The organism is Acidobacteriota bacterium (assembly GCA_003696075.1).
Taxonomy (GTDB): Bacteria; Acidobacteriota; Polarisedimenticolia; order J045; family J045; genus J045.
The window spans coordinates 1-21,787 of sequence record RFHH01000064.1; the positions used below are offsets into that span (position 1 = coordinate 1).

Annotated in this window: 20 protein-coding genes; 15 read left to right on the forward strand and 5 right to left on the reverse strand. The window is 69.8% G+C overall.

Annotation, left to right across the window (positions count from 1 at the left end):
- The first annotated feature begins 144 nt into the window (after positions 1-144).
- Both D6718_04195 and D6718_04200 read left to right on the forward strand, forming a co-directional pair.
- A complete protein-coding gene (locus D6718_04195; protein ID RMG47186.1) occupies positions 145-381 on the forward strand; it encodes a hypothetical protein in 237 nt (78 codons plus the stop codon).
- 22 nt (positions 382-403) lie between these two features.
- Positions 404-1,600, forward strand: a complete 1,197-nt coding sequence (locus D6718_04200; protein RMG47187.1) for an ATP-dependent 6-phosphofructokinase — start codon at positions 404-406, stop codon at positions 1,598-1,600.
- On the opposite strand, the gene D6718_04205 is transcribed toward D6718_04200, so the two are convergent.
- Positions 1,594-2,073: a hypothetical protein gene (locus tag D6718_04205; GenBank protein ID RMG47188.1), complete on the reverse strand. Its 480-nt coding sequence runs from the start codon at positions 2,071-2,073 to the stop codon at positions 1,594-1,596. The two genes, D6718_04200 and D6718_04205, sit on opposite strands and share 7 nt — an antisense overlap.
- 55 nt (positions 2,074-2,128) lie before the next feature.
- Here D6718_04205 and D6718_04210 point away from each other — a divergent pair, with 55 nt between their 5' ends.
- The 8 genes from D6718_04210 (at position 2,129) to D6718_04245 (ending at position 13,194) form a co-directional block, all read left to right on the forward strand.
- Positions 2,129-3,700 carry an MATE family efflux transporter gene (locus D6718_04210; protein RMG47189.1) on the forward strand — a complete coding sequence of 524 codons (1,572 nt, stop codon included), beginning with the start codon at positions 2,129-2,131 and terminating at the stop codon, positions 3,698-3,700.
- Positions 3,701-3,867: 167 nt separating this feature from the next.
- A complete protein-coding gene (locus D6718_04215) occupies positions 3,868-5,019 on the forward strand; it encodes a 6-bladed beta-propeller (GenBank protein RMG47190.1) in 1,152 nt (383 codons plus the stop codon).
- Between the two features lie 36 nt (positions 5,020-5,055).
- A complete protein-coding gene (locus tag D6718_04220) occupies positions 5,056-5,757 on the forward strand; it encodes a cytochrome C (protein RMG47191.1) in 702 nt (233 codons plus the stop codon).
- A gap of 386 nt (positions 5,758-6,143) precedes the next feature.
- Positions 6,144-7,493 carry a hypothetical protein gene (locus D6718_04225; protein RMG47192.1) on the forward strand — a complete coding sequence of 450 codons (1,350 nt, stop codon included), beginning with the start codon at positions 6,144-6,146 and terminating at the stop codon, positions 7,491-7,493.
- Between the two features lie 199 nt (positions 7,494-7,692).
- On the forward strand, positions 7,693-8,553 hold the full coding sequence (locus tag D6718_04230; protein RMG47193.1) for a 6-bladed beta-propeller: 861 nt from the start codon (positions 7,693-7,695) through the stop codon (positions 8,551-8,553).
- Positions 8,550-10,316 (forward strand): hypothetical protein, encoded by a 1,767-nt coding sequence (locus tag D6718_04235; GenBank protein RMG47194.1) that lies wholly within the window; start codon positions 8,550-8,552, stop codon positions 10,314-10,316. Before D6718_04230 ends, D6718_04235 begins: the two co-directional genes overlap by 4 nt.
- A gap of 11 nt (positions 10,317-10,327) precedes the next feature.
- On the forward strand, positions 10,328-11,149 hold the full coding sequence (locus D6718_04240) for a hypothetical protein (protein RMG47195.1): 822 nt from the start codon (positions 10,328-10,330) through the stop codon (positions 11,147-11,149).
- 998 nt (positions 11,150-12,147) lie between these two features.
- Positions 12,148-13,194 (forward strand): AI-2E family transporter, encoded by a 1,047-nt coding sequence (locus tag D6718_04245; GenBank protein RMG47196.1) that lies wholly within the window; start codon positions 12,148-12,150, stop codon positions 13,192-13,194.
- A gap of 12 nt (positions 13,195-13,206) precedes the next feature.
- On the opposite strand, the gene D6718_04250 is transcribed toward D6718_04245, so the two are convergent.
- On the reverse strand, positions 13,207-14,424 hold the full coding sequence (locus D6718_04250) for an alpha/beta fold hydrolase (GenBank protein RMG47197.1): 1,218 nt from the start codon (positions 14,422-14,424) through the stop codon (positions 13,207-13,209).
- Between the two features lie 66 nt (positions 14,425-14,490).
- Between D6718_04250 and D6718_04255 the strand changes: the two genes are divergently transcribed.
- Genes D6718_04255 through D6718_04275 form a run of 5 tightly spaced genes read left to right on the forward strand, consistent with a single transcriptional unit; the run spans position 14,491 to position 18,721 of the window.
- Positions 14,491-15,474 carry a manganese transporter gene (locus tag D6718_04255; GenBank protein RMG47198.1) on the forward strand — a complete coding sequence of 328 codons (984 nt, stop codon included), beginning with the start codon at positions 14,491-14,493 and terminating at the stop codon, positions 15,472-15,474.
- Positions 15,455-15,742: a hypothetical protein gene (locus D6718_04260; GenBank protein ID RMG47199.1), complete on the forward strand. Its 288-nt coding sequence runs from the start codon at positions 15,455-15,457 to the stop codon at positions 15,740-15,742. Before D6718_04255 ends, D6718_04260 begins: the two co-directional genes overlap by 20 nt.
- Positions 15,739-16,482, forward strand: coding sequence for a metal ABC transporter ATP-binding protein (locus D6718_04265; protein RMG47200.1), 744 nt, complete (start codon positions 15,739-15,741; stop codon positions 16,480-16,482). The genes D6718_04260 and D6718_04265 overlap by 4 nt, the downstream gene beginning before the upstream one ends.
- Complete coding sequence (locus tag D6718_04270; GenBank protein ID RMG47201.1) at positions 16,479-17,585, forward strand: metal ABC transporter permease; 1,107 nt, start codon at positions 16,479-16,481, stop codon at positions 17,583-17,585. Before D6718_04265 ends, D6718_04270 begins: the two co-directional genes overlap by 4 nt.
- Positions 17,582-18,721, forward strand: a complete 1,140-nt coding sequence (locus D6718_04275; GenBank protein ID RMG47202.1) for a metal ABC transporter permease — start codon at positions 17,582-17,584, stop codon at positions 18,719-18,721. Before D6718_04270 ends, D6718_04275 begins: the two co-directional genes overlap by 4 nt.
- Here D6718_04275 and D6718_04280 read toward each other — a convergent pair.
- The 3 genes from D6718_04280 to D6718_04290 form a co-directional block, all read right to left on the reverse strand.
- Entirely contained in the window at positions 18,660-19,220 is a 561-nt protein-coding gene (locus D6718_04280; protein RMG47203.1) for a hypothetical protein, read from the reverse strand. The genes D6718_04275 and D6718_04280 overlap by 62 nt on opposite strands.
- A gap of 7 nt (positions 19,221-19,227) precedes the next feature.
- Positions 19,228-20,976 (reverse strand): oligopeptide transporter OPT family protein, encoded by a 1,749-nt coding sequence (locus D6718_04285; protein ID RMG47204.1) that lies wholly within the window; start codon positions 20,974-20,976, stop codon positions 19,228-19,230.
- A gap of 6 nt (positions 20,977-20,982) precedes the next feature.
- On the reverse strand, positions 20,983-21,787 hold an 805-nt coding region (locus D6718_04290; protein RMG47205.1), incomplete at its 5' end, for a hypothetical protein.

Below are 21,787 nucleotides of genomic sequence, written 5' to 3' on the forward strand. Positions count from 1 at the left end.
CCACCGGCGGCCGCCCCGGCCGGCGCTGGGAAACGCGAGGCGACGCCGCAGCCGTCCTCCCCCTCCGGGGCGGAGTCGTCCCCCGAGCCCGCGGCGAGTCCTCCTCCTTCGGGCACCGATGCGCGAGGGCCGGAGACGGTTCGACTGCCGGCCCGCCTTGGCCCTGTGAGCTTCCCCCACCGCCGGCACCAGGGATTCCTCGAGTGCCAGGTGTGCCATCACGACCGTGAAGGGGAGGCGCGGCCCCGGGCGTGCCGCGAATGCCACGGTGTCGGAGGCGTTTCCACGATGAAGGCCGCCGCCCACGAACGGTGCCGTGCGTGCCACGTCGAGAGGGGCCGCGGCCCGCGGAAGTGCACCCAGTGCCACCGGAAGGGCTGAAAGAGCTCCGGGAGAAGAAGCGATGCCAGGCGCGAAGAAGGGCAGGATCGGCATTCTCACCGGCGGCGGGGACGTCCCGGGCCTGAATCCGGCGATCCGGGCGGTGACGTTCCGGGCTCTCCGGGAGGGATACGACGTCCTCGGTATCCGGCGCGGGTGGGCCGGACTGGTCGACCTGGTGCCCGAGCGCGGCGCCGACAATTCGGAGCACGTGATCCCGCTGGACGAGCCCCTCACGGCGCGATTCGGTCGCACCGGCGGGACCTTCCTCCACACCTCACGCGTGCGTCCGAGCCATCTGCCGAGGTCGCGCGTCCCCGAGCACCTCCGCAGCCGATACCGGGAGGAGATCAACGACGTCACGCCCGAGGTCCTGCGGAACATCGAGTTCCTGGGTCTCGACTACCTGATTCCGATCGGCGGCGACGACACGCTGAGCTACGGAGAGCGTCTGGCGCAGGAGGGGGTCAACGTCATCGCCATCCCCAAGACGATGGACAACGACGTCCCTGGGACCGACTACTGCATCGGTTTCAGCACGTGTGTCACGCGCACCATCGAGCTGACGAACCGGCTCCGGACGACGGCGGGATCGCACGAGCGATTCCTGGTGATCGAGGTGTTCGGCCGGTACGCCGGCTTCACGGCGCTCGTTCCGGCGATGGCCGGGGTGGCGGACCGGTGCGTGATTCCCGAGTGGCCGTTCGACATCGAGCTTCTGACGGAACTCCTCGTTGCCGACCGGCGGCGCAATCCCAGCCGCTACGCGGTGGTCCTCGTTTCCGAAGGAGCGAGGATGCGGGGCGACACGATGACCTTCGAGTCGGAGGAAACGGACGCCTACGGCCACAAGAAGCTGGGGGGTGTCGGTGACAAGGTCTCCGCGGCCCTCAAAGAGCTGTCGCCGCGGTACAACCACGGCGTCAGGATCAACGTCGTCAACCAGCGCCTGAGCTACCTGGTGCGCTGCGGGGAACCGGACGCGCTCGACTCGATCGTGCCTGTCGCCTTCGGCAACCTCGCGCTCGATCTGATCCTGGCGCGGAAGAAAGGCCTGCTGGTCGCGCTGAGAGACGGGCGCTACGACACGGTTCCGATCAGCGAGGTGACCGCCAAGAAGAAGGTCGTGGATGTCGACCGTTTCTACGTCAAGGAACGCCTCAGGCCGCGCTACGAGGCGGTGCTCCGGCAGCCGCTGTTCGCCATGATGCGCTACTGACCGGAGGAGGAAGGCCGGAGATCTGCCGGGCAGGCGTCCTCCGGAAAGCTCGCCTCGGCCGGGGCGTCGCCGGCCACGCAGTAGCGGAGGTCGACGCTGCACGTCCGGCCCGCAGCGAAGTCGGCGAGAGCCCGGACCTGGGGATCGAGCCCCGGGTGAGCCGCCATCATGCGGCCACGGCGATGCATCTCGCGGATCGCCGCCTCGGCGGTCCAGCCGTCGAATCGGATCCTGTAGTAAGCGGCGAGGCGGCCCGCCCGGTGCCACCCCTGCCAGCACCGGAAGGCGATCCGCTTGCCCTCCCGGCGGGCCTCCTCCACCCAGGCATCGAACGCCCGGAGGAACGCGGCGTCGACGGGACGATCCGGGTCCTGGGCTTCGTCCCAGCGGACGCGGAGTCCGGGGCAGACCTCGTTCCGCCAGCGGCATTCCCTCCGCCACGCCGTGCCGTCGAGAACGACGATCTCCCGCACCCCCTCCGCGCACAGCGCGCGCAGCTCGCCCCGCGACAGGCGGCCGCTGCGGTAGATGGCGAACCCCTCGGCGGTCGTGTCGAAGGGCGCCGGCGCGGAAGCGCACGCGGGGGCGAGGGCAGCGAACGCGGCGATGACCGCTCTCACCCGCACGCTGCACGCCCTCCCTCGTCCGGCACCCGGCCGAGCGCCGGGATCCGCTCCGGAACGGCCCCCTCGGTCTCCGGGCCGCCCATTATCATGCGCCACCGCCCGGCGGAGGGACGCGATGGGGTTCGAGCGGGCCGCGCTCGGTGAAGAGATCCGCGCCATGGTGCGGCTCGCCGCTCCGGTGGTGGCCGTCCAGCTGGGTCTGGTGGCCATGGGCGTCGTCGACACGATGATGCTCGGACGGTACTCGGCGGCGGCGCTCGCGGCCGGGGGTCTCGGCAATTCGATCGGCTTCGGCCTGCTCGTCTTTCCGATGGGACTGCTGATGGCTGTCGATCCCCTGATCGCCCAGGCGTACGGAGCGGGCGACCGCTCGGCCCTCTCCCGCCGTTTCCGCCGGGCACTGGCCCTGGCAGCGGTTCTCGCAGTCCCCGTGTCCCTTGCGATGTGGGATGCCCGCCCCCTGCTCCGCCGCCTCGGCCAGGACCCCGCGGTGATCGCCGGCTGCTCCGACTATCTCCGGGCGTTGATTCCGGGCAACGCGGCCTTTCTCTGGTTCGTCGTCGTGCGGCAGTCCCTGCAGGCGACGGGCCGGGTCCGGCCCGCACTGACCGCCGTGCTGTCGGGGAACGCGGTCAACGTGCTCGCCAACTGGGTGCTGATCTTCGGCCGCCTCGGCTTCCCGGCGCTGGGCGTGACGGGATCGGCGGCGGCCACCGCCCTGTCCCGATGGGTGTCGCTCGTGGTGCTGATCGCGGATGCGCGACGGCCCCTCGCCGCTTTCTGGGACCGGACCCCCGCGTGGCTCAGGCGCTGGAGTTCGTACCGGACGATCCTCGCGGTCGGGATCCCGATCGGGATCCACGTGACGCTGGAAGTCTGGATGTTCACCGGGGCCACGCTGATCGTCGGGATGGTGGGCCCGATCGCTCTCGCCGGGCACCAGATCGCGCTGAACATGGCCGCGCTCACGTTCATGGTGCCCTGGGGAATCTCGGGCGCCGCCGCCGCCCGGGTCGGCCAGGCGATCGGCCGCGGCGACATGGCCGCCGCCCGGCGGGCGGCGGCGGTCGCCATGGGTCTCGGGACGGCGGTCATGACCGTCTCCGCCGCGGCGTTCCTGTCCTTCCCTCTCGGGCTCGCCCGCGCCTACACTCCGGACGCCGAGGTGATTCGCGTGGCCGTGGGGCTGCTGCCGATCGCGGGCCTGTTCCAGGTCGCCGACGGCCTCCAGGCGGTCGCGGGAGGGGTCCTGCGAGGTGCGGCCGACACGAGGATCCCGGCGGTCCTGGCCTTGCTCGGGTACTGGCTCGTCGGGCTCCCAGCGGGGTACTACCTCACCTTTCCCGCCGGGATGGGAGCTCGGGGGATGTGGGTCGGCCTTTCCTTGGGGCTCGGCTCGGCGGCAATCCTCCTGACCCTTCGAGTGATCGCGAGGATGCGCGGCACGATCGCGCCTGTCACCGATCCCGCCTGAGCGATCCGGCCGGACCCGTTCCGGTGCGCTCTTGATCGAGATCAAGTCGGGCGACTTGAATCGCACCGCTATGGTGCGCCAACGTTGCCCCGTCGAACATCCGCGGGGCGTTCTCCCGGCAGGCGTCGTATCGGGGGAATCCCGTGCCCGCGAGGAGCTGGCCCGGGATGGAACAGCGCCGTCCGGCAGGCGGAACCGCGCTCGCGCTGATCCTCGTCGCGCTCGTCGCGTTCGGGGGAACGCCGGCGCAGGCCAAGCACAAGAAGAAAGAGGAAGCGGAGTCCGCCGCGAAGGCTCCGCTCGTCTGGCCGCTGCCGCCCGACCCGCCACGCATCCGGTACGTGGGAGCGCTGCACGGCTCGCAGGATTTCAAGCGCAAGCAAAGCCGGTTCAAGCGTTTCCTTCTCGGACCCGACCGGGATCGCGGCATCTCGCTCGTGAAGCCGTACGGCGTCACGACCGACAGCTCGGGGCGGGTCTACGTCACCGACACGGGGCTCGGTGCTGTCGTCGTCTTCGATCGGACCGCCCGCAAGGTGACGCTGATCGGACGGGAGGGAAGGGTCCGCCTCGTCACGCCCATCGGCGTGGCCGTGGGTCCGGACGGGCGGCTCTATGTCTCCGATGTCGATCTCGACCGCGTCGTCGTCTACGGACCCGACCGGGAGATCCTCATGGTCCTCGGCTCCCGCGAGAAGCTCGCCAACCCGGCCGGCATCGCCCTCGACGCGGCGCGCGGGCGCCTCTACGTCGCCGACAGCCACAGACACGCGCTGTTCATCTACTCCACGGCGGACGGAACGCTGCTCGAAACGTGGGGTCGCCGCGGCACCGGGGACGGCGAGTTCAACTTCCCGACCAACGTCGCCCTGGATCGACAGGGGCGCGTCTACGTGGTGGACACGGGGAACTTCCGGGTCCAGGTGTTCGCTCCCGACGGCTCGTTCGTGAGGAAATTCGGCCGGGCCGGCGACGCCCTGGGGAACTTCCACCGGCCGAAGGGAATCGCGGTGGACAGCGAAGATCACGTCTACGTGGTCGACGCCGCGTTCAACAACTTCCAGATCTTCGACCAGCAGGCCCGGCTGCTCCTCTTCGTGGGACAGCTCGGACGGCAGGCCGGCGAGTTCTGGCTTCCCGCCGGAATGCACATCGACGGCGACGACCGGATCTACGTCGCCGATCAGGTCAACCGGCGGGTGCAGATCTTCCAGTACCTCGAGCAGGGGCCGGCGGGGGCGCCCGCAGGCCCCGGCGGCGGCGCGATGGGCGCGCCCGCCGCATCCCACCGAGCCTCCCCCGGCCCTGCGGGCCGCTGACCGCGTTCAGCGAGGTCGAGGAAGGAGAAAGAAGCGATGCGCAATCCTCTTCTTCATCTTGCCGCCGTCACGGTGATTTTGGCTCTCGCGGCGGCTCCTGCGGCGGCGCAGTCGAGCGTCGTCGACACCAAGCACAACCTCTCCGCCACGGCAGGAGCGGACCAGATCGCCGATCACTCCACCGACGAAGACCAGATCTGCGTCTTCTGCCACACCCCGCACCGTGCGAGCCCGTCCGCTCCGCTGTGGAACCACACCCAGTCGTCCGTCGCCTCGTACGGGGTCTACTCGTCGCCGACGCTCGATGCCAGTGACGTGAGCGACATCGGCGGCGGCACCGACGTGTCCAACCTGTGCATGAGCTGCCACGACGGCACGGTGGGGGTGAACGACCTGGGGAACCCCGCCAACGACACCGGCGGCAACCCGACGATGGGGTCGGGGAACGAGCTCGACGCCGCCGGCAAGATCCTTCCCTCGCGTCCGACGAACATGGGGACGAGCCTCGCCGACGACCATCCGGTGAACTTCACTTACGACTCCGCGCTGGCCGCGGCGGACGGAGAGCTCAACACCCCGGAGTCTTCGATGTGGGTGGACGCCGCGCATACGGTGCCGCTCTTCAACGGGAAGGTCCAGTGCGCGAGCTGTCACGATCCTCACAACAACACCAACGAACCGTTCCTCACGAAGACGAACCAGGGCAGTCAGCTTTGCCTGACGTGCCACGTGAAGTAGCGGCGGAACCGTGACCGGGAGGGGGGACGCACCGGGCGCGACCGCCGGACGGCGGAGCGCAGCCACGGTCCTGATCGCTGCCGCAGTCCTGGGGGCGGCGGCTCGGCGCCTCCGCCGATTGGGAGTACTACCGGAGCGACAGCACGTCCCGGGGGACCTCGGCAACCTTCTCTTCGTTCCGGCAGAAGTACTCCCTCGACCTGCTCGGGACCCTCTGGGACCCGCGCTTCAGCCGCTACGAGATCGGCCTCGACCTGTACCGGACCGATCGCGACCGGGACGGCGTCCAGCTCGACTCGGACACGTGGGGCTACCGGGCCGCGCTGACCTTCTTTCCCAACCGGCCCTTCCCCCTGCGCCTGTTCGCCCGCCGCTCCACCACCAACGTGGCAGCGATCGCCCTCGCCGACAGCGATCGGGAGAACGCGGCTTGGGGTGCGGAGTGGAACCTCGCCGTCGGCGACACACAGCATGTCAGGGTTTCCTTCGAGCGGACCGGATTCGATCTACTCGCACCGGTGGCCCTGGCGGAGCGGCGGCGAGTCGGGCTGGCGGAGTACCGCAAGCGCTGGAAGCGCTCCGAGTTGATCGCTCGCTACGGGTTCCATGATCAGAAGGAGCTCGTGAACGGCAGCCGGTTCGATCGGGACGACTTCGCGCTGACCCAGCGCACGCGGTTCGACAGCGGCGTCACCTGGCTGTCGAACGTCTACCACACCCTTTCGAATGCCGTCTTCAGCAGCGGCGTGAAGGACGAGCTCACCATCGACCGCTTCACCACCGTCGTCGATGTGCCACGGCGGAGGCGGGCGGGCTGGACCTTCTCCTACGAGTACAACCGCAACGACGGCCGGTTCGTGGACTCGACCAGCCAGAACCTGCGCGGGGATGCGCGCTTCCTGATCGGCGATCACTGGGAGGTGCTCTCCGGAGCGGCCTTCGGCGCGATCGACACGACGACCTCCTCCGGACGCCTCACGGAGGACATCGCCGGCGCGAACGCCGGGGTCCGGTTCAACCGCGCGTGGGACCGGTTGGAGCTGAGCTGGACCGCCACCCTCGGGTACAACCAAACCGACTTCAGCGAGGGCCCCGGGCGCGACCTGCTGAATCGGGCGACCGAGCTGGACCTTCGCGTTCCGATGCGGCGGGGGGGTCAGTTCTTCTCGACGCTGTCGCGGAGAGAGGACGAGACGGACGTGACAGGGGTGGGGTTCTCGCGCGACGAGAACTATCTCAGCCTGGGCGTGGAGGGCCCGCTGGCAGGGACGCTTCGCGGCCGCACGATGGCCTATGTCCGCGACGTGACCCGCGACACCTTCGATTACGGCGTCCAGGAGTCGCGCACGTACGGGCTGGAATCGACCCTCACCGGGAGGAGGCTGGCGCTCACCGTCAACCTCGCCACCACCGACGGCATCTCCGATTTCATCCCCGATCCCGCGCTGGGAACACCGTTCACGCCGGGAGCCGACCTGGTCAACTCCTCGGACTCGCTGATCGCGGGCCTGCGGTGGCGGATTGCACGGCGGCTGAGACTGCGCGCCGAGGGGCGTTACGAGCGGCGTCATTTCACCAGCATCGGCCGCGAGGAGATCCTGAGCTTCCACCCCGAAATCGACTGGGTGTTCCGCGTGTGGACGTTCAGCCTCGGCTACTCGCGATACGAGCGCGACAACACGACGAGCTTCTCCGACGACACGTGGCTCGTCCGGATCAGCCGGAAGTTCCTCTGACATGCAGCGCGGGCGGCCAGTCCTCGCATTGACCCTCGCCTCGGCGCTGTTCGCCGCTGCCCAGGCGTGCCACCCGGTACCCCCGGAAACGCTTCGGCCCGCGGCCCAGGCACCGGCCTGGCCGCCACCGCCCGATCGGGCGCGCGTCCGTTACGTGACCACGGTTCGGGAGCCGCGCGATCTGGGGATAAGGCGGGGGATGATCCGGCGATTCCTGGAGTGGGCGGTGCGCGGCCGCACTTCCCGCCTGATGCGGCGGCCTTTCGCGGTCGTCACGATCGCCGACGGGGGCCTCGCCGTGGCGGATCCCGACGCCCACGCCGTGCACCTGTTCGACACGGCCCGGAACCGTTACAAGCGGATCACGCGCGCCGGCCGCGAGCCCCTTCTCTCCCCGGTCGGGCTGGCATCCGACGGGAACGGCCGTCTGTACGTTTCCGATTCGATGGCCCGGCGGGTATCGGTGTTCAGCGACGGAGGAAAGTGGCGCGGCGACCTCGACCTGCCGCCGCTCGGACGGCCGACGGGTCTGGCCTACGACCGGACCCACCGATTCCTCTGGATCGTCGACACCGCGGAACACCACCTGATCCGGTTCGAACCGGCGACGGGGGAGGCCCGCATCATCGGCCGCCGCGGCACGGGTCCCGGCGAGTTCAACTACCCCGTATCGGTCGCCGTCGACCGAGCGGGGACCGTGTACGTCGGCGACTCGATGAACTTCCGCATCCAGGTCCTCGGCCCGGAGGGACGGTTCCTCGGCGCGTTCGGCGAACCGGGTACTGTGGCGGGGCGCTTCGACAAGATCAAGGGCGTGGCCGTCGATAGCGAGGGGCACATCTATGTCGTCGATGCCCTCCATGACGTGATCCAGATCTTCGATCGGCGCGGCTCGCTGCTGACCGTGGTCGGTGGATCGGGAACGGGACCAGGGGAGTTCTGGCTTCCGGCGGGAATCCATATCGACGACGACCGGATTTTCGTCGCCGACTCCGCGAATCACCGGCTCCAGATCCTGACTTTCCTGGGTGACAGAGGGACGGAGAACGATCTCGGATGAGACACAGAATCGGCACGATGACCGCCCTGGCCCTGGCCGCCGTGGCCGCGTCGCCGGCTCCGGCGGGGGACGTCCGCTCCACGAAACACAACCTCTCCGTGTCCGGGCCGGGCACGATCGTTTCCGATACGGAAAGCCGGGTCTGCGTGTTCTGCCACACGCCTCACAACGCTCAGCCGGCGGTGCCCCTGTGGAATCATGCGACTTCGGGCGCCACGTACTCCACCTACTCCAGCTCCACGTTGACCGTCACCACGCCACTGCCGCAGCCCACCGGGGCTTCCAAGCTCTGCCTGAGCTGTCACGACGGGACGGTGGCCCTCGGCCAGACGGTGAACGATGGACTGATCGGGCTGCTCAACACGGGACCCGGGGGTGTCATGCCCGCCGGCCCCTCGAACCTCGGGGTGGACCTCGCCGACGACCACCCGGTGTCGTTCCAGCCGAATCCGTCGAACACCGAGACGAAGGATCCCCCGCCGGGGGACCCCGTCTCGCTCGACGATGCCGGGGAGGTGCAGTGCACCTCGTGCCATGAGCCTCACACCGAGGACATCGATCCCGTGACGCGAAAGTTCCTCGTCAAGGTCAACCAGGGCTCCGCGATCTGCCTGACCTGCCATCAGAAGGATTATTGGGAGACGAACCCCTCGAGCCATCAGTCGTCCACCGCGACCTACACGTCGTCGAACGGCGCGCACACCGGGTACACGACGGTTCAGGACAACGGATGCGAGAGTTGTCACCGGCCCCATACGGGCGGCGAGCCGCAGCGGCTGCTCAAGTTCGTCGAGGAGGCGACTTGCGATCAGTGCCACAACGGCAGCGTCGCCACGTTCGACATCTCGGCGGAGTTCGGCAAGGCCTACAGCCACCCCACCTTCGACACGACTCCCTCGGTGCACGACGCAGCGGAGTCGCCGACGAGCAGTTCGAATCCGCTGCCCGAGGTCGATCCGGGGGCAGCGCGGCACGCCGAGTGCGCGGACTGCCACAACCCCCACGCGGCTTACTCGCAGTCGGCGACCGCACCCGACGTCACCGGTGCCACGAGCGGCGTGTGGGGCATCGACTCATCCGGTGCGCTGGTCGACCCCGCGCGGTTCGAGTACGAGATCTGCTACAAGTGCCATGCCGACAGCGCCAACAAGCCGCAGGAGTCGGGGCTTCCGAACCCACCCTACACGAACCGCGCGATCGTGCAGTTCAATGTCCGCCTCGAGTTCGATCCCGGTAACCCCTCCTACCACCCGGTGGAAGCGGCAGGCAAGAACCCGAACGTGCCGAGCCTGATTCCCCCGTACACCACCTCGAGCATCATCCGCTGTACCGACTGCCACAACAACGACACCGGTCCGGGAGCGGGAGGCTCGGGCCCGAACGGGCCCCACGGTTCGGCGTACAACCATCTACTGGAGCGGCGGCTGGACACGGGTGACGGAAACACCGGCAACAACTTCGATGCGATGTACGCCCTCTGCTTCAAGTGTCACGACCGGGCGAGCATCATGGGGAACCAGAGCTTCAAGAAGCACAGACTCCACATCGATGGCGAGAACGCGTCGTGCACCGTGTGCCACGATCCTCATGGCGTGAGCGCGACACAGGGCAACGCGACCGAGAACTCGCACCTGATCAACTTCGATGTCGACATCGTCTCGCCGAGCAACTCGGGCCAGCTACGCTTCGAGGACCGCGGCGTGTTCCACGGAGCCTGCTTCTTGACCTGCCACGGCAAGAACCACGACCCCAAGACCTACTGACGGGAGCCGCGATGAGAGCGCTCAGGTTGGTCCGGATCGCCATCCTCGCCGCGGCGGCGGCCTCGCCGGCGGCCGTCGCCGAGGGCGTGCCCGGGTTCGCCGGGCAATCCTGTCTCGCCAGCGGTTGCCACGCGGACAAGGCTCGGGGGCGCGTCGTGCACCCGCCCGCCGAGGACGAGAGCTGCGATGTCTGCCACGAGCAGAAGGGGGACAAGCACGAGTTCGAGCTCGCGGAGTCGTCGGTGAAGGACCTGTGCGTGATGTGCCACGACGACCCCACCGCGGATGCCGGCACGCCGCACGAGGCGGTCGAGCTGTTCGGCTGCGACGGGTGCCACGATCCGCACGCCTCGGAGAACCGAAAGCTGCTGGTGGAACCGGTCAACGATCTGTGCACGGGCTGCCACACGGACCAGGGCGACGAGCTGGGCCTGCCGCACGTTCACGGCGCCGTGACCGAGAAGGGATGCACCATCTGCCACGATCCGCACGCCTCGGCGCACCCTCGCCTCCTTCTCGCAGAAGGGAACGCGCTGTGCCTGGCTTGCCACGGGCCCGGGACGGGCGGTGGAGCGGACGCGGAGGCGGCGGCGCTCTTCGAGGGCCGGCGGTCGGTGGAAGCCTCCTTCCTCCAGCGCCTGCCGCGCATCCCGGTCGATTCCAGCGGCCGGGGCCATCCGGTCGTCAAGCATCCGGTCCGGGCGGAGGCGAGCCCGCTCGATCCGAAAAAGCCGATGTGGTGCGGAACGTGCCACCGCCCCCATGCCGCGAGTCACGCCAAGCTGCTCTTCGCACGGCCGGGATTCATGCTGTGCATCCAATGCCACAAGTAGACTGAGCCGCATTTTTGCGCGGTGCCCTTGCCGGCCGGTGTCCTGCCGGCCGGTTTCCGGCCGGATCCGGGCGGCGGAACGGGCCGCCGGGCCGGTTCGCCCTTCGGTCGACGGGAAGGTCGCTTCTCGAGGGCGCGCATCGGCACCCGAACCCACGACAAACCGCCGGTCGTCGCGGGCTCGCCGCCCCGGTTCCGGATTCGGCGCCGGCTTTCCGCAGGCCCCGTTCGAACGGGAAGAGCACCCTCGCCCGTGCGGGAGGTGCCGCGACCCGACCCGGGGTGCGATCTCGGCCCGATCTCGCGGGCGCCGGGCCGTTCGGTATCGCAACTTCCGAGAGCTCAGTAGCTGGGGTGCGAGAGCCCTCCGTCGGGGATGCACCTCGCACTCCTCGCGCGGACCGAGTGTCCGGTCGCGTGGAGGGCGGGCGGCGCGGCCACGCCGGCATCGCGACCGTTCCCGGCCGGGCCTTCGATCCCCGGGCCCCCGCGTTCGGCCGCCCTTCTCCCGGCGGGCCGCGAGGCCACCCCGCAAGCGGGAGCCCGGCTCCGCGGACACCGGAACCGGATGGTCCACGCGGCTGAGCTCCCGGGACGGCTCGCTGGAATCCGCTCCATGGGCAGCGGTCCGGGCCCGGAGCGGATCGGGCAGCCCCCCAACCCCGCGCGACGGGGCGACCTCGAGTTCCACTCCGTTCCGCGCCTGAGGGGAAAGGTGTCGCGAGAGAACCCGCGCATACCGCCGCCGTGGCCCGGCCCGAGACGACCTCCCCGGACGGAAGGACGTCGCCCCGGCTCGGGGCCGTCCCGCTGGGGCGCGCCGGAGGCGGACGGCGTGCGGGCGGCCGGGCGCCGCCGGGAGCGGCGGCCGAGCCGACCGCCCGCGGGAGCGTTCTGGGCGATCCGGCACCCCGCGATTGTCACACCCGCCTCGGCTGCGTATGGTGATCCCGCTTCCCGCGGCGGTGCGCCGGATTCGTCGCGGAGCGGAGGGAGTGGATGGCCGACGGCGGCAACGGGCTCACCGGTTCGCGCGTGCTGCTCACGCTCGCTTCTCTCGTGGTCGTGGTGGCCGGGCTCCAGGCGGCGGCCGTGTTCTTGAAGCCCTTCCTCGTCTCGGCTTTCCTCGCGGTTCTCAGCCTTCCGCTGCTGGCGGCATTCCGGCGGTGGAGGCTCCCGACGTGGGCATCCGTTCTTCTCACCATGTCGGCCGTGGTTCTCGTCGTGGCGGGGCTCGCCGCACTCGTCGGAGGCTCGGTGACGGGATTCATCGACGCGGCGCCCCGCTACAGCGCACGGCTCGAGACGCTGGCCAGGGGAGCGGAATCCTGGCTGTCACGCCATGGCGTCGACGTCCGGCAGTGGATGTCGATCGACGCCGTCAACCCGGGGGTGCTGTTCGATTTCATCGGTGGATCGATCACGGCCGTCGCGTCGGCCCTGTCGAACGTGGTGATGGTCCTGCTCACGATGGCGTTCATCTTGCTGGAGGCGGCTGGATTTCCGGAGAAGCTCGCCGCCGCGCTCGGGCACGAGGCCGCCGACTTCGGACGCCTGCGGCGGATCACCGGAGAGGTGCAGCGTTACCTGGCGATCAAGACGCTGACCAGCCTCGCCACCGCGGTCTTGATCACGCTATGGCTGCTCGTGCTGGGGGTGGACTTCCCCCTGCTCTGGGGACTCACGGCCTTCGTGATGAATTTCATCCCGACACTGGGATCGATCCTGGCCGCGGTCCCCGCCATTCTGCTCGCTGCCGTGCAGCACGGACCGGCGAACGCGCTCCTGGTCATGCTGGGCTACGTCGCGGTCAACATGGTCATCGGGAACATCGTGGAACCGCAGCTCATGGGACGGCGGCTCGGGTTGAGCCCCCTCGTCGTCTTCCTCTCGCTCGTCTTCTGGGGATGGGTCTGGGGTCCGGTCGGCATGCTGCTCTCCGTTCCCCTGACGATGATCGTCAAGATCATGCTGGAGCACACGGACGACCTCCGGTGGATCGCGATCCTCCTCGACGCCAGTCCGCCGGCGCGTTCGCGTGGCTGATCGCGCAGCGCGTCACTCCTCCGCCAGGGACGTCCGGATCTTGACTTCACCCTCCAGGGTCCGGTGAACGGGACAGCGGTCCGCGATCTCGAGCAGGCGCCGGCGCTGCCCGGCGTCCAGGGTTCCCTCGAGCCGGATGCGCCGCCGAATCTCGTCGACCCGGCCCTTCTCCGTCTCGCAGTCGGCGCAGTCCTCGGCGTGAATCCTCCGATGATCGAGCCTCACCGACACGCGGGCGAGGGGCCACCCCTTCCTGGCGGCGTACATTCTCAGCGTCATCGACGTGCAGGCCCCCAGGGCGGCCAGCAGCAGGTCGTAAGGGGAGGGCCCCGTGTCTCCCCCGCCGACCCGTTCCGGCTCGTCGGCGCGGAGGACGTGGCGTCCAGCACGGATCTCCTGCGCGTAGGGAGGCCCCGTCTCGCTCACGAGCACCTCGCCTTCCGGAAGCTCCTCCCCTGCCGGTTCCGAGGCGGCCTCGGGCAGATATCTCCGCGCCCACGCGGCGATCACCTCGCCCGCGTAGCGGGCATCCCTCGCGCGCGAGAGGAGATGGCTCGCCCCGTCCAGGGCGACGAAGCTCTTCGGGTGCCGCGCCGCCTCGAAGATCTTCCTCGCATGCTCGATCCCGACCACTTCGTCGACGGGCGAGTGCATCACCAGCAGGGCGCGTCCAGGTGCCGCGATCGCCTCCCGGATACGGCTCGCGGAGAGGTCCTCGACGAGTTCGCGGCGCAGCCGGACGGGGCGGCCGCCGATCGACAGAACCCACTCCTCCCCCGCGGCCGGACCGGCCTTCCGGGTGAGCACTTCGGCCAGATGCGCCGGTTCGCTCGGCGCCCCGATGGTGGCCACCGCCCGCACCTCGGGAATCTCGGGGGCCGCACGGAGGACGGCCGTTCCGCCGAGGCTATGCCCGACGAGAAGGGCCGGCGCCTGCCCTCGACCGCGCAGAAAATCCACAGCGGCCAGCAGGTCGGCTACATTCGAGCTGAAGGTCGTCGCGGCGAAATCGCCTCCGCTCTCCCCGATCCCGGTGAAATCGAAGCGGACGACGCCGAAGCCGCGCTCGACGAGGACGCCGGCGATCAGCCGCGCGGCACGCAGGTCCTTCGAGCAGGTGAAACAGTGGGCGAACAGCGCGAACGCCCGTGGCGACCGCGGCGCTTCCACGATCGCGGCGAGCGGTGCGCCCGCCGAGCCCTCGAACCGAACGCGTTCGACTTCGGCCATCGGACCTCCCCGCCGGAACGCGGGGAAGGACCGCGCACCGGCTTGTCTCGGACCAGTGGACCCCTTATGCTGCGCCCGATCGACGAAGGTCAGCCCTTGCGACCGGTCCGCCCCGTTCTCTCCGCGCTGCTCCTCCTTGCCGCCGCTTGGTCCTGCTCGACGCGGCCGGAGCGCCCACCGGGAGCGCCCCTACGCGCGGTCGCGACGACGTCGATCGTCGCCGATCTCGTGAGGGAGATCGGCGGCGAGGCGGTGTCCTTGAGCGTTCTCATGGGGCCGGGCATCGATCCCCACATGTACAAACCGAGCGAGGGGGATATTCTCCGCCTCGGCGAAGCGGACGCCGTCTTCTACAACGGGCTTCATCTCGAGGGGCGCATGGTCGAAGTTCTCGAGCGGCTCGACCGCATCGGTGTCCCGTCGTTGGCGGTCGCGGAGTGCATCCCGGTCGACCGGCGCATCGTCGCGTCCGGATTCGGCGGAGTGTACGACCCGCACGTTTGGTTCGACGTCCGCCTTTGGCGCTTCGCGGCCCGCTGTACCGCCGACGAGCTTCGCCGGCTGCTTCCGCGACGGGCGGAGGAGATCGAGCGCAGGGCCCGCGATTACGACCGGCGTCTCGAACGGCTGCACTCGTGGGTCGCCGAAAGGCTGGCCGCCGTACCCCCGAGGCGCCGGATTCTGATCACTGCGCACGACGCGTTCTCCTACTTCGGCCGAGCTTACCATGTGGAGGTGCGCGGCCTTCTCGGCCTGAACACGGCGGCCGAAGCGGGGGCGGCCGATGTCGCGGCCCTGGCAGAGCTGATCGCCACCAGGAAGATTCCCGCCGTGTTCGTCGAGTCCTCGGTGCCGCGCCGGTATGTGCGGGCCCTGATCGAGGCGGCCTCCGCGAGGGGAGCGCGCGTGCGGATCGGCGGGACCCTCTACTCGGATGCCCTGGGCGATCCGGGAAGTCCGGCGGGAACCTACGAGGGCATGGTTCGGAGCAATGTCGAAACGCTGGTCGCGGGACTGGTCGGAGACGGCGATGCCCCGGCGCGGCGATGACCGGCGGCCCGCGAGCGGGGCTCCCGCCTCGGGAGGGATCTGCCGGCGCGGGCGAATCGGGCGCCGCCCCGGCCTTCCCGGGACGCAGGAGCTGCCGCGGAAGCGACCCCCGGAGCCGGAAGGATGTCCCTTACCTCCGGCCTTCGCTTGCCGCGCGGCGGCACGATCCTTCGCGACCTCGGAGGTCTTCGCGCTGATCCGGCGGAACCCACGGCGCCGTTTCGGTGCGGCGGCCCCGGCCGGCTCCGGGCGGGAGGCCGAACCGTGAGCGACCGGGAAGCGGCGATCCGCATCGAGGACCTCACCGTGGCCTACGGCGGCGAGCCGGCGCTTTGGGACGTCGACGCCACCATCCCGCGAGGCACGCGAACGGCGATCGTGGGGCCGAACGGCGCGGGAAAGAGCACGCTGATGCGGGCCATCCTGGGACTGGTCACGCCCGTCGCCGGGACGGTCCGGATCGAAGGCCGGCCCCCACGGCACGCGCGCGGCCGCGTCGCCTACGTGCCGCAGCGGAGCCTCCTCGACTGGGACTTTCCCACCACGGTGCTCGACATGGTGACGATGGGGACCTACGGCCGGCTCGGCTGGTTCAGGCGCCCGGGAGCCGCGGAACGCCGCGATGCCCGGAGGGCGCTCGAGGAGGTCGGCATCGCGGACCTCGCCCGCCGCCCGATCGGCGAGCTGTCCGGAGGCCAACGCCAGCGGGTCCTCCTCGCCCGCGCCCTGGTCCAGCACGCCGAGATCTACATGCTGGACGAGCCGCTGCAGGGCGTGGACGCCCCGACGGAGCGGGCGCTGATCGGTGTCCTCCGGAAATTGGTTGCCGAGGGGAAGACCGTGGTGGTGGTCCACCACGACCTCCAGACCGTACCGCTCTACTTCGACCGCGTGCTCCTTCTCAACGTGCGCGCGATCGCGGAGGGAGACGTCAGCGAGGTGTTCACCGAGGCCAACCTGCGGGCGACATTCGGCGGGCGTGCGGGCCCGGAGGGGATCGGCGGATGATCCCGTGGCTCTCGGATCCGACCCTCAGGACGATCGCCGCCGGGGCGGCCACGCTGGGGGCGGTGAGCGGCGTCCTCGGGAGCTTCGCTCTGCTCCGGCGGCAGAGTCTTCTGGGAGATGCGGTGGCGCACGCCGCGCTGCCGGGTGTGGCGGCGGCGTTCCTGATCGCGGGCAGCAAGGCGCCGATGGTGCTGATGGGAGGGGCGGCCTGCGCCGGGCTCCTCGCGACTCTCGCGGTCTCGGCCGTCGTGCGGCTGTCGAGGGTTCGCTTCGACGCGGCCCTCGGCGTCGCCCTGTCCACTTTCTTCGGCCTCGGGCTCGTCCTCCTCAGCGCGATCCAGAAGCGGCCCGATGCTTCCCAGGCGGGCCTCGACCGGTTTCTGTTCGGGCAAGCGGCCGCCCTTCTCCGGGAGGACGTGCACGCGATGCTCCTACTCGGCGCGGCGGCTCTCGCCGCGGTGGCCGCCTTGTGGAAGGAGTTCAAGATCCTCGCCTTCGACCGCGACTATGGCGAAAGCCTCGGCCTGCCGGTGGGAGCGCTCGACGTGGCGTTGACGGCCCTGATCGTCGTGGCGGTGGTGATCGGCCTCCAGACCGTGGGCGTCGTCCTCATGAGCGCGATGGTGGTCGCCCCCGCGGCGGCGGCCCGCCAGTGGGCCCGGCGCCTGGGGACGATGGTGGTCCTCGCGGGCGGCTTCGGCGCGGCTGCGGGGCTGGCAGGCGCGTTGCTGAGCGCCGCCGTGCCCCGCCTGCCCACCGGCCCGACGATCGTCCTGCTGGCCACCGCCTGGGTGGCCGTTTCGCTGGTCGTGGCACCGGGCCGCGGCCTCCTCTGGCGGTTCGCCGGCACACGGCCCCGCGTCGAGGCGGAAACGGTGCTGCAGCAGCTCCACGCCCTCTCCCTGCAGCACGACGAAGGCGGGCACGCTCACGAGGAGGGGGTGCTGCGAGCGTTGGCGCGGGGCCGCGCCGGACTCGCCGAAGCGCTCGCCCAGCTCGAGCGAGAGGGGCTCGCCGAGCGGACCGAGGGCGCCCGCTGGAGGCTCACGGAGAAAGGACGCGCGCGAGCCGGGGCGGCGCGTCACCCGGAGCGGCGGCGGTGAACTTCCGGGCGGAGGTCCAGCTCGTGGCGGTGCTCACGGCCGCGGCGGCGTCCGTCCCTGGCGTGTTCCTCGTGCTCCGGAGGATGTCGCTCGTCGCCGATGCCGTGAGCCACGCCGTGCTTCCCGGCCTGGTGCTCGCCTTCTTCGCCACCGGTTCCCTCACCTCCCCCTTCCTCCTGGCCGCAGCCGCCCTCACCGGGCTCTCTGCGGTCGCCCTGATCGAAGCGCTGAGGAGCACGGGGCTCGTCCGGGAGGACGCTGCGATCGGGCTCGTCTTCCCCGCGGCGTTCAGCGCCGGGGTCGTCCTCATCGCCCGGTACGCGTCCGGCGTTCACCTCGACACCGACTCCGTCCTGCTCGGGGAGCTTGCGCTGGCGCCTTTCGACCGTCTCGTGCTGGGCGGATACGACCTGGGCCCGAAGGCGGCGTGGAGCATGGGAGCCATCCTCTTTCTCGACCTCGGGTTCGTCGGGCTGCTGTACAAGGAGCTCAAGCTCTCGACGATCGATCCGGAACAGGCGGCGATGCTCGGTTTTCCGCCGACGGCGCTCCACTACGCGTTGATGGCCGCCGTATCGGTCACCGCCGTCGGGGCGTTCCATGCCGTGGGATCGATCCTCGTCGTCGCCCTGATGATTGCGCCTCCCGCCGCGGCCACGCTGCTCGCCGAAACGCTGGGCGGAGTCCTGGCGGTGAGCCTCGGGATCGGGAGCGCCTCGGCGCTGGCCGGCTACTGGCTGGCGCGTTGGCTCGACGTGTCGATCGCCGGCTCCATGGCGGTCTGCTCCGGACTCGCCTTCGCCGCCGCCTTCGTCGGTGCGCCGCGGAGCGGTCTCGTCGTGCGCCTCGTGCGCCGCCGGCGACTCCGGATCGAGTTCGCCACCACCATGCTGCTCGTGCATCTGCTTCACCACGAGGACACGGCGAGGGAGGAGGAGGAAAGCGCGGTTTCGACGCTGGAGCGGCATCTCCACTGGCCGCCATCGCTCGTCAAGGAAGTCCTCCGGCGGGCGGGGCGCGTGCAGCTGGTGACGATCGATCGGGGCCGGGCCCGCCTGACGGCGGCCGGGCGTCTCAGGGCGCGGCGCGCGCTGATGGAACCCTCGAAAGGAACCGGTCCCGCGCCTCGCGCATGAGCGTGGCGGCCTGCTCCAGGCTGTCCCACACTTCGTCCACGTAGCCGTCGGCGGACGCCGACCATGCCCGGTTGATCAGGCGCTCCGCTCCCGCGAAACAGGTCATCACGTCGGCGTACCCCTCGAGACCGAACGCCGGAATCATCGATTCCCGCGCCTCGGCGAAGCCGGCGAGGTCCTTGAGAAGCTCCTCGTCGATCCGCTCGTGGACGTCGAAGACATCGATCGAGCTGCGCTCACCGAGCATCCGGTCGAGCGCTGCGCACAGCCGTTCCAGGGCGGCTCGCATCAGGGTCATCTCGCCCTCGACTTTCGGAGCATGCGCCAGCGCCCGGCCGGCGCTCATCCGCAGCAGCACGACCCCCGCGATTCCCACCGCGAGGAGGATCGGGTAGGCCGGAAGCAGAGCGGATGGGGCCGGCGCGGCCCCTGAGCGGACCGCGGTGAAGGCCCCTCCGAGAAAGCCGCACCAGAGGAGAACGTGGCCGACGGCCCGCATCCGCGCCTCAAGCTCCCATCGCCAGCGCGATGCGCACCAGCGCGTTCCCGACGCCGACGAGGGCTTCGCCGACGATCAGCCCCGCCGCGACCGGAATCCCGACGTTCTCGACGAACTCCACACCGTACCGCCTCTGGACATGGATCCGCGCGAGGCACCCGACGGTATAGGTGAGGACGATGTTGAACGGCATGTAGAAGCCGAGCCCGATCAGGACGCCGATCCCCCCGAGCCCGCTGAAAGCCAGCATCGCCCCCAGACCCGCACCCGCACCGTACAGCAGTTTCGGCACGTCGCCCTGGATGATGACCTCGATCGTGCTCGCCAGCGCCGCTGCCTGTGGCGCCGGCAGTTTGTCGCTTCCCATCCGGTAGGCGCCGTGGAGCACCCACATCAGCGCGATGACGATGATGGGTCCGAGCCACGTGGACAGCATCTGGGCGATCTGCTGCTTTCGCGGGCTGGCCCCCACCAGATAGCCGGACTTGAGGTCCAGCATCATGTCCCCCGCCTGGGCGATCGCGACACAGATCGCCGCCCCGACGATCACCGACGAGATGATCGCGGCGGTCGAGCCCAGGCCGCTGGCGATGAGGACCAGGATGGTGACAGCGATCAGCGTCATTCCGGACAAAGGCGACCAGTTGGTGCGTCCGAGACACTCGGAAACGATCACCCCCGCCACCCAGATCCAGAGCGTTCCGAGAACCGCCATCGCCACGGCACGCGGAAGCGTCATTTGCGGAACGGCGAGATCCGCGATCAGAACCAGCACGACGAAGCCGGCCGCGATCGCCACGTACAGGGCCTTGATCGGCATCTCGTCCGCGGCGAGGCGCGACTCGCCGCGCGCCCGCGAGGCGTCCTGCATCGAGCGGAAGGCGCTCCTGATCAGGGGGAAGGCGGCGAAGACCCCCGCGACCGCGGCTCCGATGAGAATGCCGATCCCGAGCGGCCTGTACAGCTCGACGCGGACCGCGTCGGGCCCCTCGGCCACCAGCCGCTGCACCTCCGGAACCCCGAACCGCGCGAGCGCCGGAGAGAGCGCGAAATAGCAGATGAAACCGCCCAGTCCGAACATGAGGCCGCCGCGCCCGGACAGGAAGCCCGTGCCGACGGTGAGCAGCGACAGGTAGAAGGTGATGTTGAGCAGGGGCGGCAGGCCGAGGATGGCTCCGACGTCGAGATCCTCTCCCGGCAGCAGCGTCAGCACCGCGGCGTGGACGAGCCCGGAGATCCCGGCCGCGGCCAGCATGTACGCGGTCTTCCGCAGGCCCGCCCCCGGCGACTTCAGGATCGCTGCCACCGCGATCCCTCCCGGGTAGGCCAGCCGGTTGAAGTCGATCATCTGCTTGCGCAGCGGGATGACGAAAGCCAGGCCGAGGATGCCCCCGCTGATGGCGGCGAAAACCACCAGCACGGAGGAGAACCGGCCCGCCTCGGGGACGCGCTGGCCGATGATCAGCAAGGCCGGCACGGAGAACATCAAGCCGGCCGAGGCTCCGTTCACCGCGGAGGCGATGGTCTGATTGATGTTGTTCTCGACGATGCTCGTCCGGCCGAGCAGGCCCCGGAGAATCCCCCAGCCGAGGATCGCCGCGAGTTCGGATCCCTCGATCGAGAACCCGAGCTTCAGCGAGGCGTAGCCGATCGAGATGGTGATCAGCGTCCCGAGGCCGTACCCGACGAGAAGCGCCGTCCAGGTGAGCTCCGGGTAAGGTCCCCGGTGGACCTCGCGCACCGCCTTCCGGCCCATCGAGGACTAGCCGAACGGCCCCAGGGGGATGATCTGCGACTTCTTGAGGAAGACGACGCCGTCGCCGTACGTCGTCGGATCGCCTGGATAGTCCTGCGAGCAGGTGGCGTTGGCCTCGATCTCGATGACGCGATTGAACCCGTGCGAGCCGTCCACGATCAGCCGGGTGAAGTCGTCGCTCAGGATCGGAAGGGTGATCCGTTCCGTCCCGGGAATCGGGCGGCACCTGGCCCGATAGCAGACGTTGCGAACCACGCGCTGCGTGCGCGGGCACTGGAAATTGCAGGACTTGTCGCAGCGGAAGATCTGCCGCGAAAGCTGCGTGGCCTCGAAGTCGACCACCTCCAGCTCCGCCGACATCCTGACGTACTCGCCGGGTTCGAGCTGTGTCGTGGCGACGAACTGAGGCTGGTGCATCGCCTGCACCACGTCGACGATCGGTGTCTGGGTGCCGTCGAAATCCACTTCCACCGGCTGGGTCGGATCGTCGGCCCGGTAGAGGATCAGCTTCCGGAGCCGCACGCGGAGGTTGAGGATCTGGCCCGCGTTCTGCTCGAAGTTGGGGTTGTACTGGCCGGGAACGTGGGGCACGCGGGGGCCGTCCGTGTATTCACACTCTTGGACACCGAGGCCGTTCTGTCCCGTGCCGTTCGTATTGGGGCACTGGTTCAGCCCGGCTTCCCGGGCGGCTTCGTCCTGATCGAAGGTGAACGGGTCGAAGCCGCTCGGATCGGTCTCGAAGCTCGACAGGTAGATGCCGAGCTCGGCCGGGCCGGCCGCTCCCTGCGCCTCGGCTCCGGTGAGTGGATCG

Coding starts and splice junctions, on each gene's coding strand:
- D6718_04245 (RMG47196.1), top strand. CDS start 12,148: ATGGCCGACGGCGGCAACGGGCTCACCGGTTCGCGCGTGCTGCTCACG.
- D6718_04285 (RMG47204.1), bottom strand. CDS start 20,976: ATGGGCCGGAAGGCGGTGCGCGAGGTCCACCGGGGACCTTACCCGGAG.
- D6718_04255 (RMG47198.1), top strand. CDS start 14,491: ATGCTGCGCCCGATCGACGAAGGTCAGCCCTTGCGACCGGTCCGCCCC.
- D6718_04210 (RMG47189.1), top strand. CDS start 2,129: ATGGCGAACCCCTCGGCGGTCGTGTCGAAGGGCGCCGGCGCGGAAGCG.
- D6718_04235 (RMG47194.1), top strand. CDS start 8,550: ATGAGACACAGAATCGGCACGATGACCGCCCTGGCCCTGGCCGCCGTG.
- D6718_04200 (RMG47187.1), top strand. CDS start 404: ATGCCAGGCGCGAAGAAGGGCAGGATCGGCATTCTCACCGGCGGCGGG.
- D6718_04215 (RMG47190.1), top strand. CDS start 3,868: ATGGAACAGCGCCGTCCGGCAGGCGGAACCGCGCTCGCGCTGATCCTC.
- D6718_04220 (RMG47191.1), top strand. CDS start 5,056: ATGCGCAATCCTCTTCTTCATCTTGCCGCCGTCACGGTGATTTTGGCT.
- D6718_04240 (RMG47195.1), top strand. CDS start 10,328: ATGAGAGCGCTCAGGTTGGTCCGGATCGCCATCCTCGCCGCGGCGGCG.
- D6718_04260 (RMG47199.1), top strand. CDS start 15,455: ATGCCCCGGCGCGGCGATGACCGGCGGCCCGCGAGCGGGGCTCCCGCC.
- D6718_04230 (RMG47193.1), top strand. CDS start 7,693: ATGATCCGGCGATTCCTGGAGTGGGCGGTGCGCGGCCGCACTTCCCGC.
- D6718_04250 (RMG47197.1), bottom strand. CDS start 14,424: ATGGCCGAAGTCGAACGCGTTCGGTTCGAGGGCTCGGCGGGCGCACCG.
- D6718_04280 (RMG47203.1), bottom strand. CDS start 19,220: ATGCGGGCCGTCGGCCACGTTCTCCTCTGGTGCGGCTTTCTCGGAGGG.
- D6718_04270 (RMG47201.1), top strand. CDS start 16,479: ATGATCCCGTGGCTCTCGGATCCGACCCTCAGGACGATCGCCGCCGGG.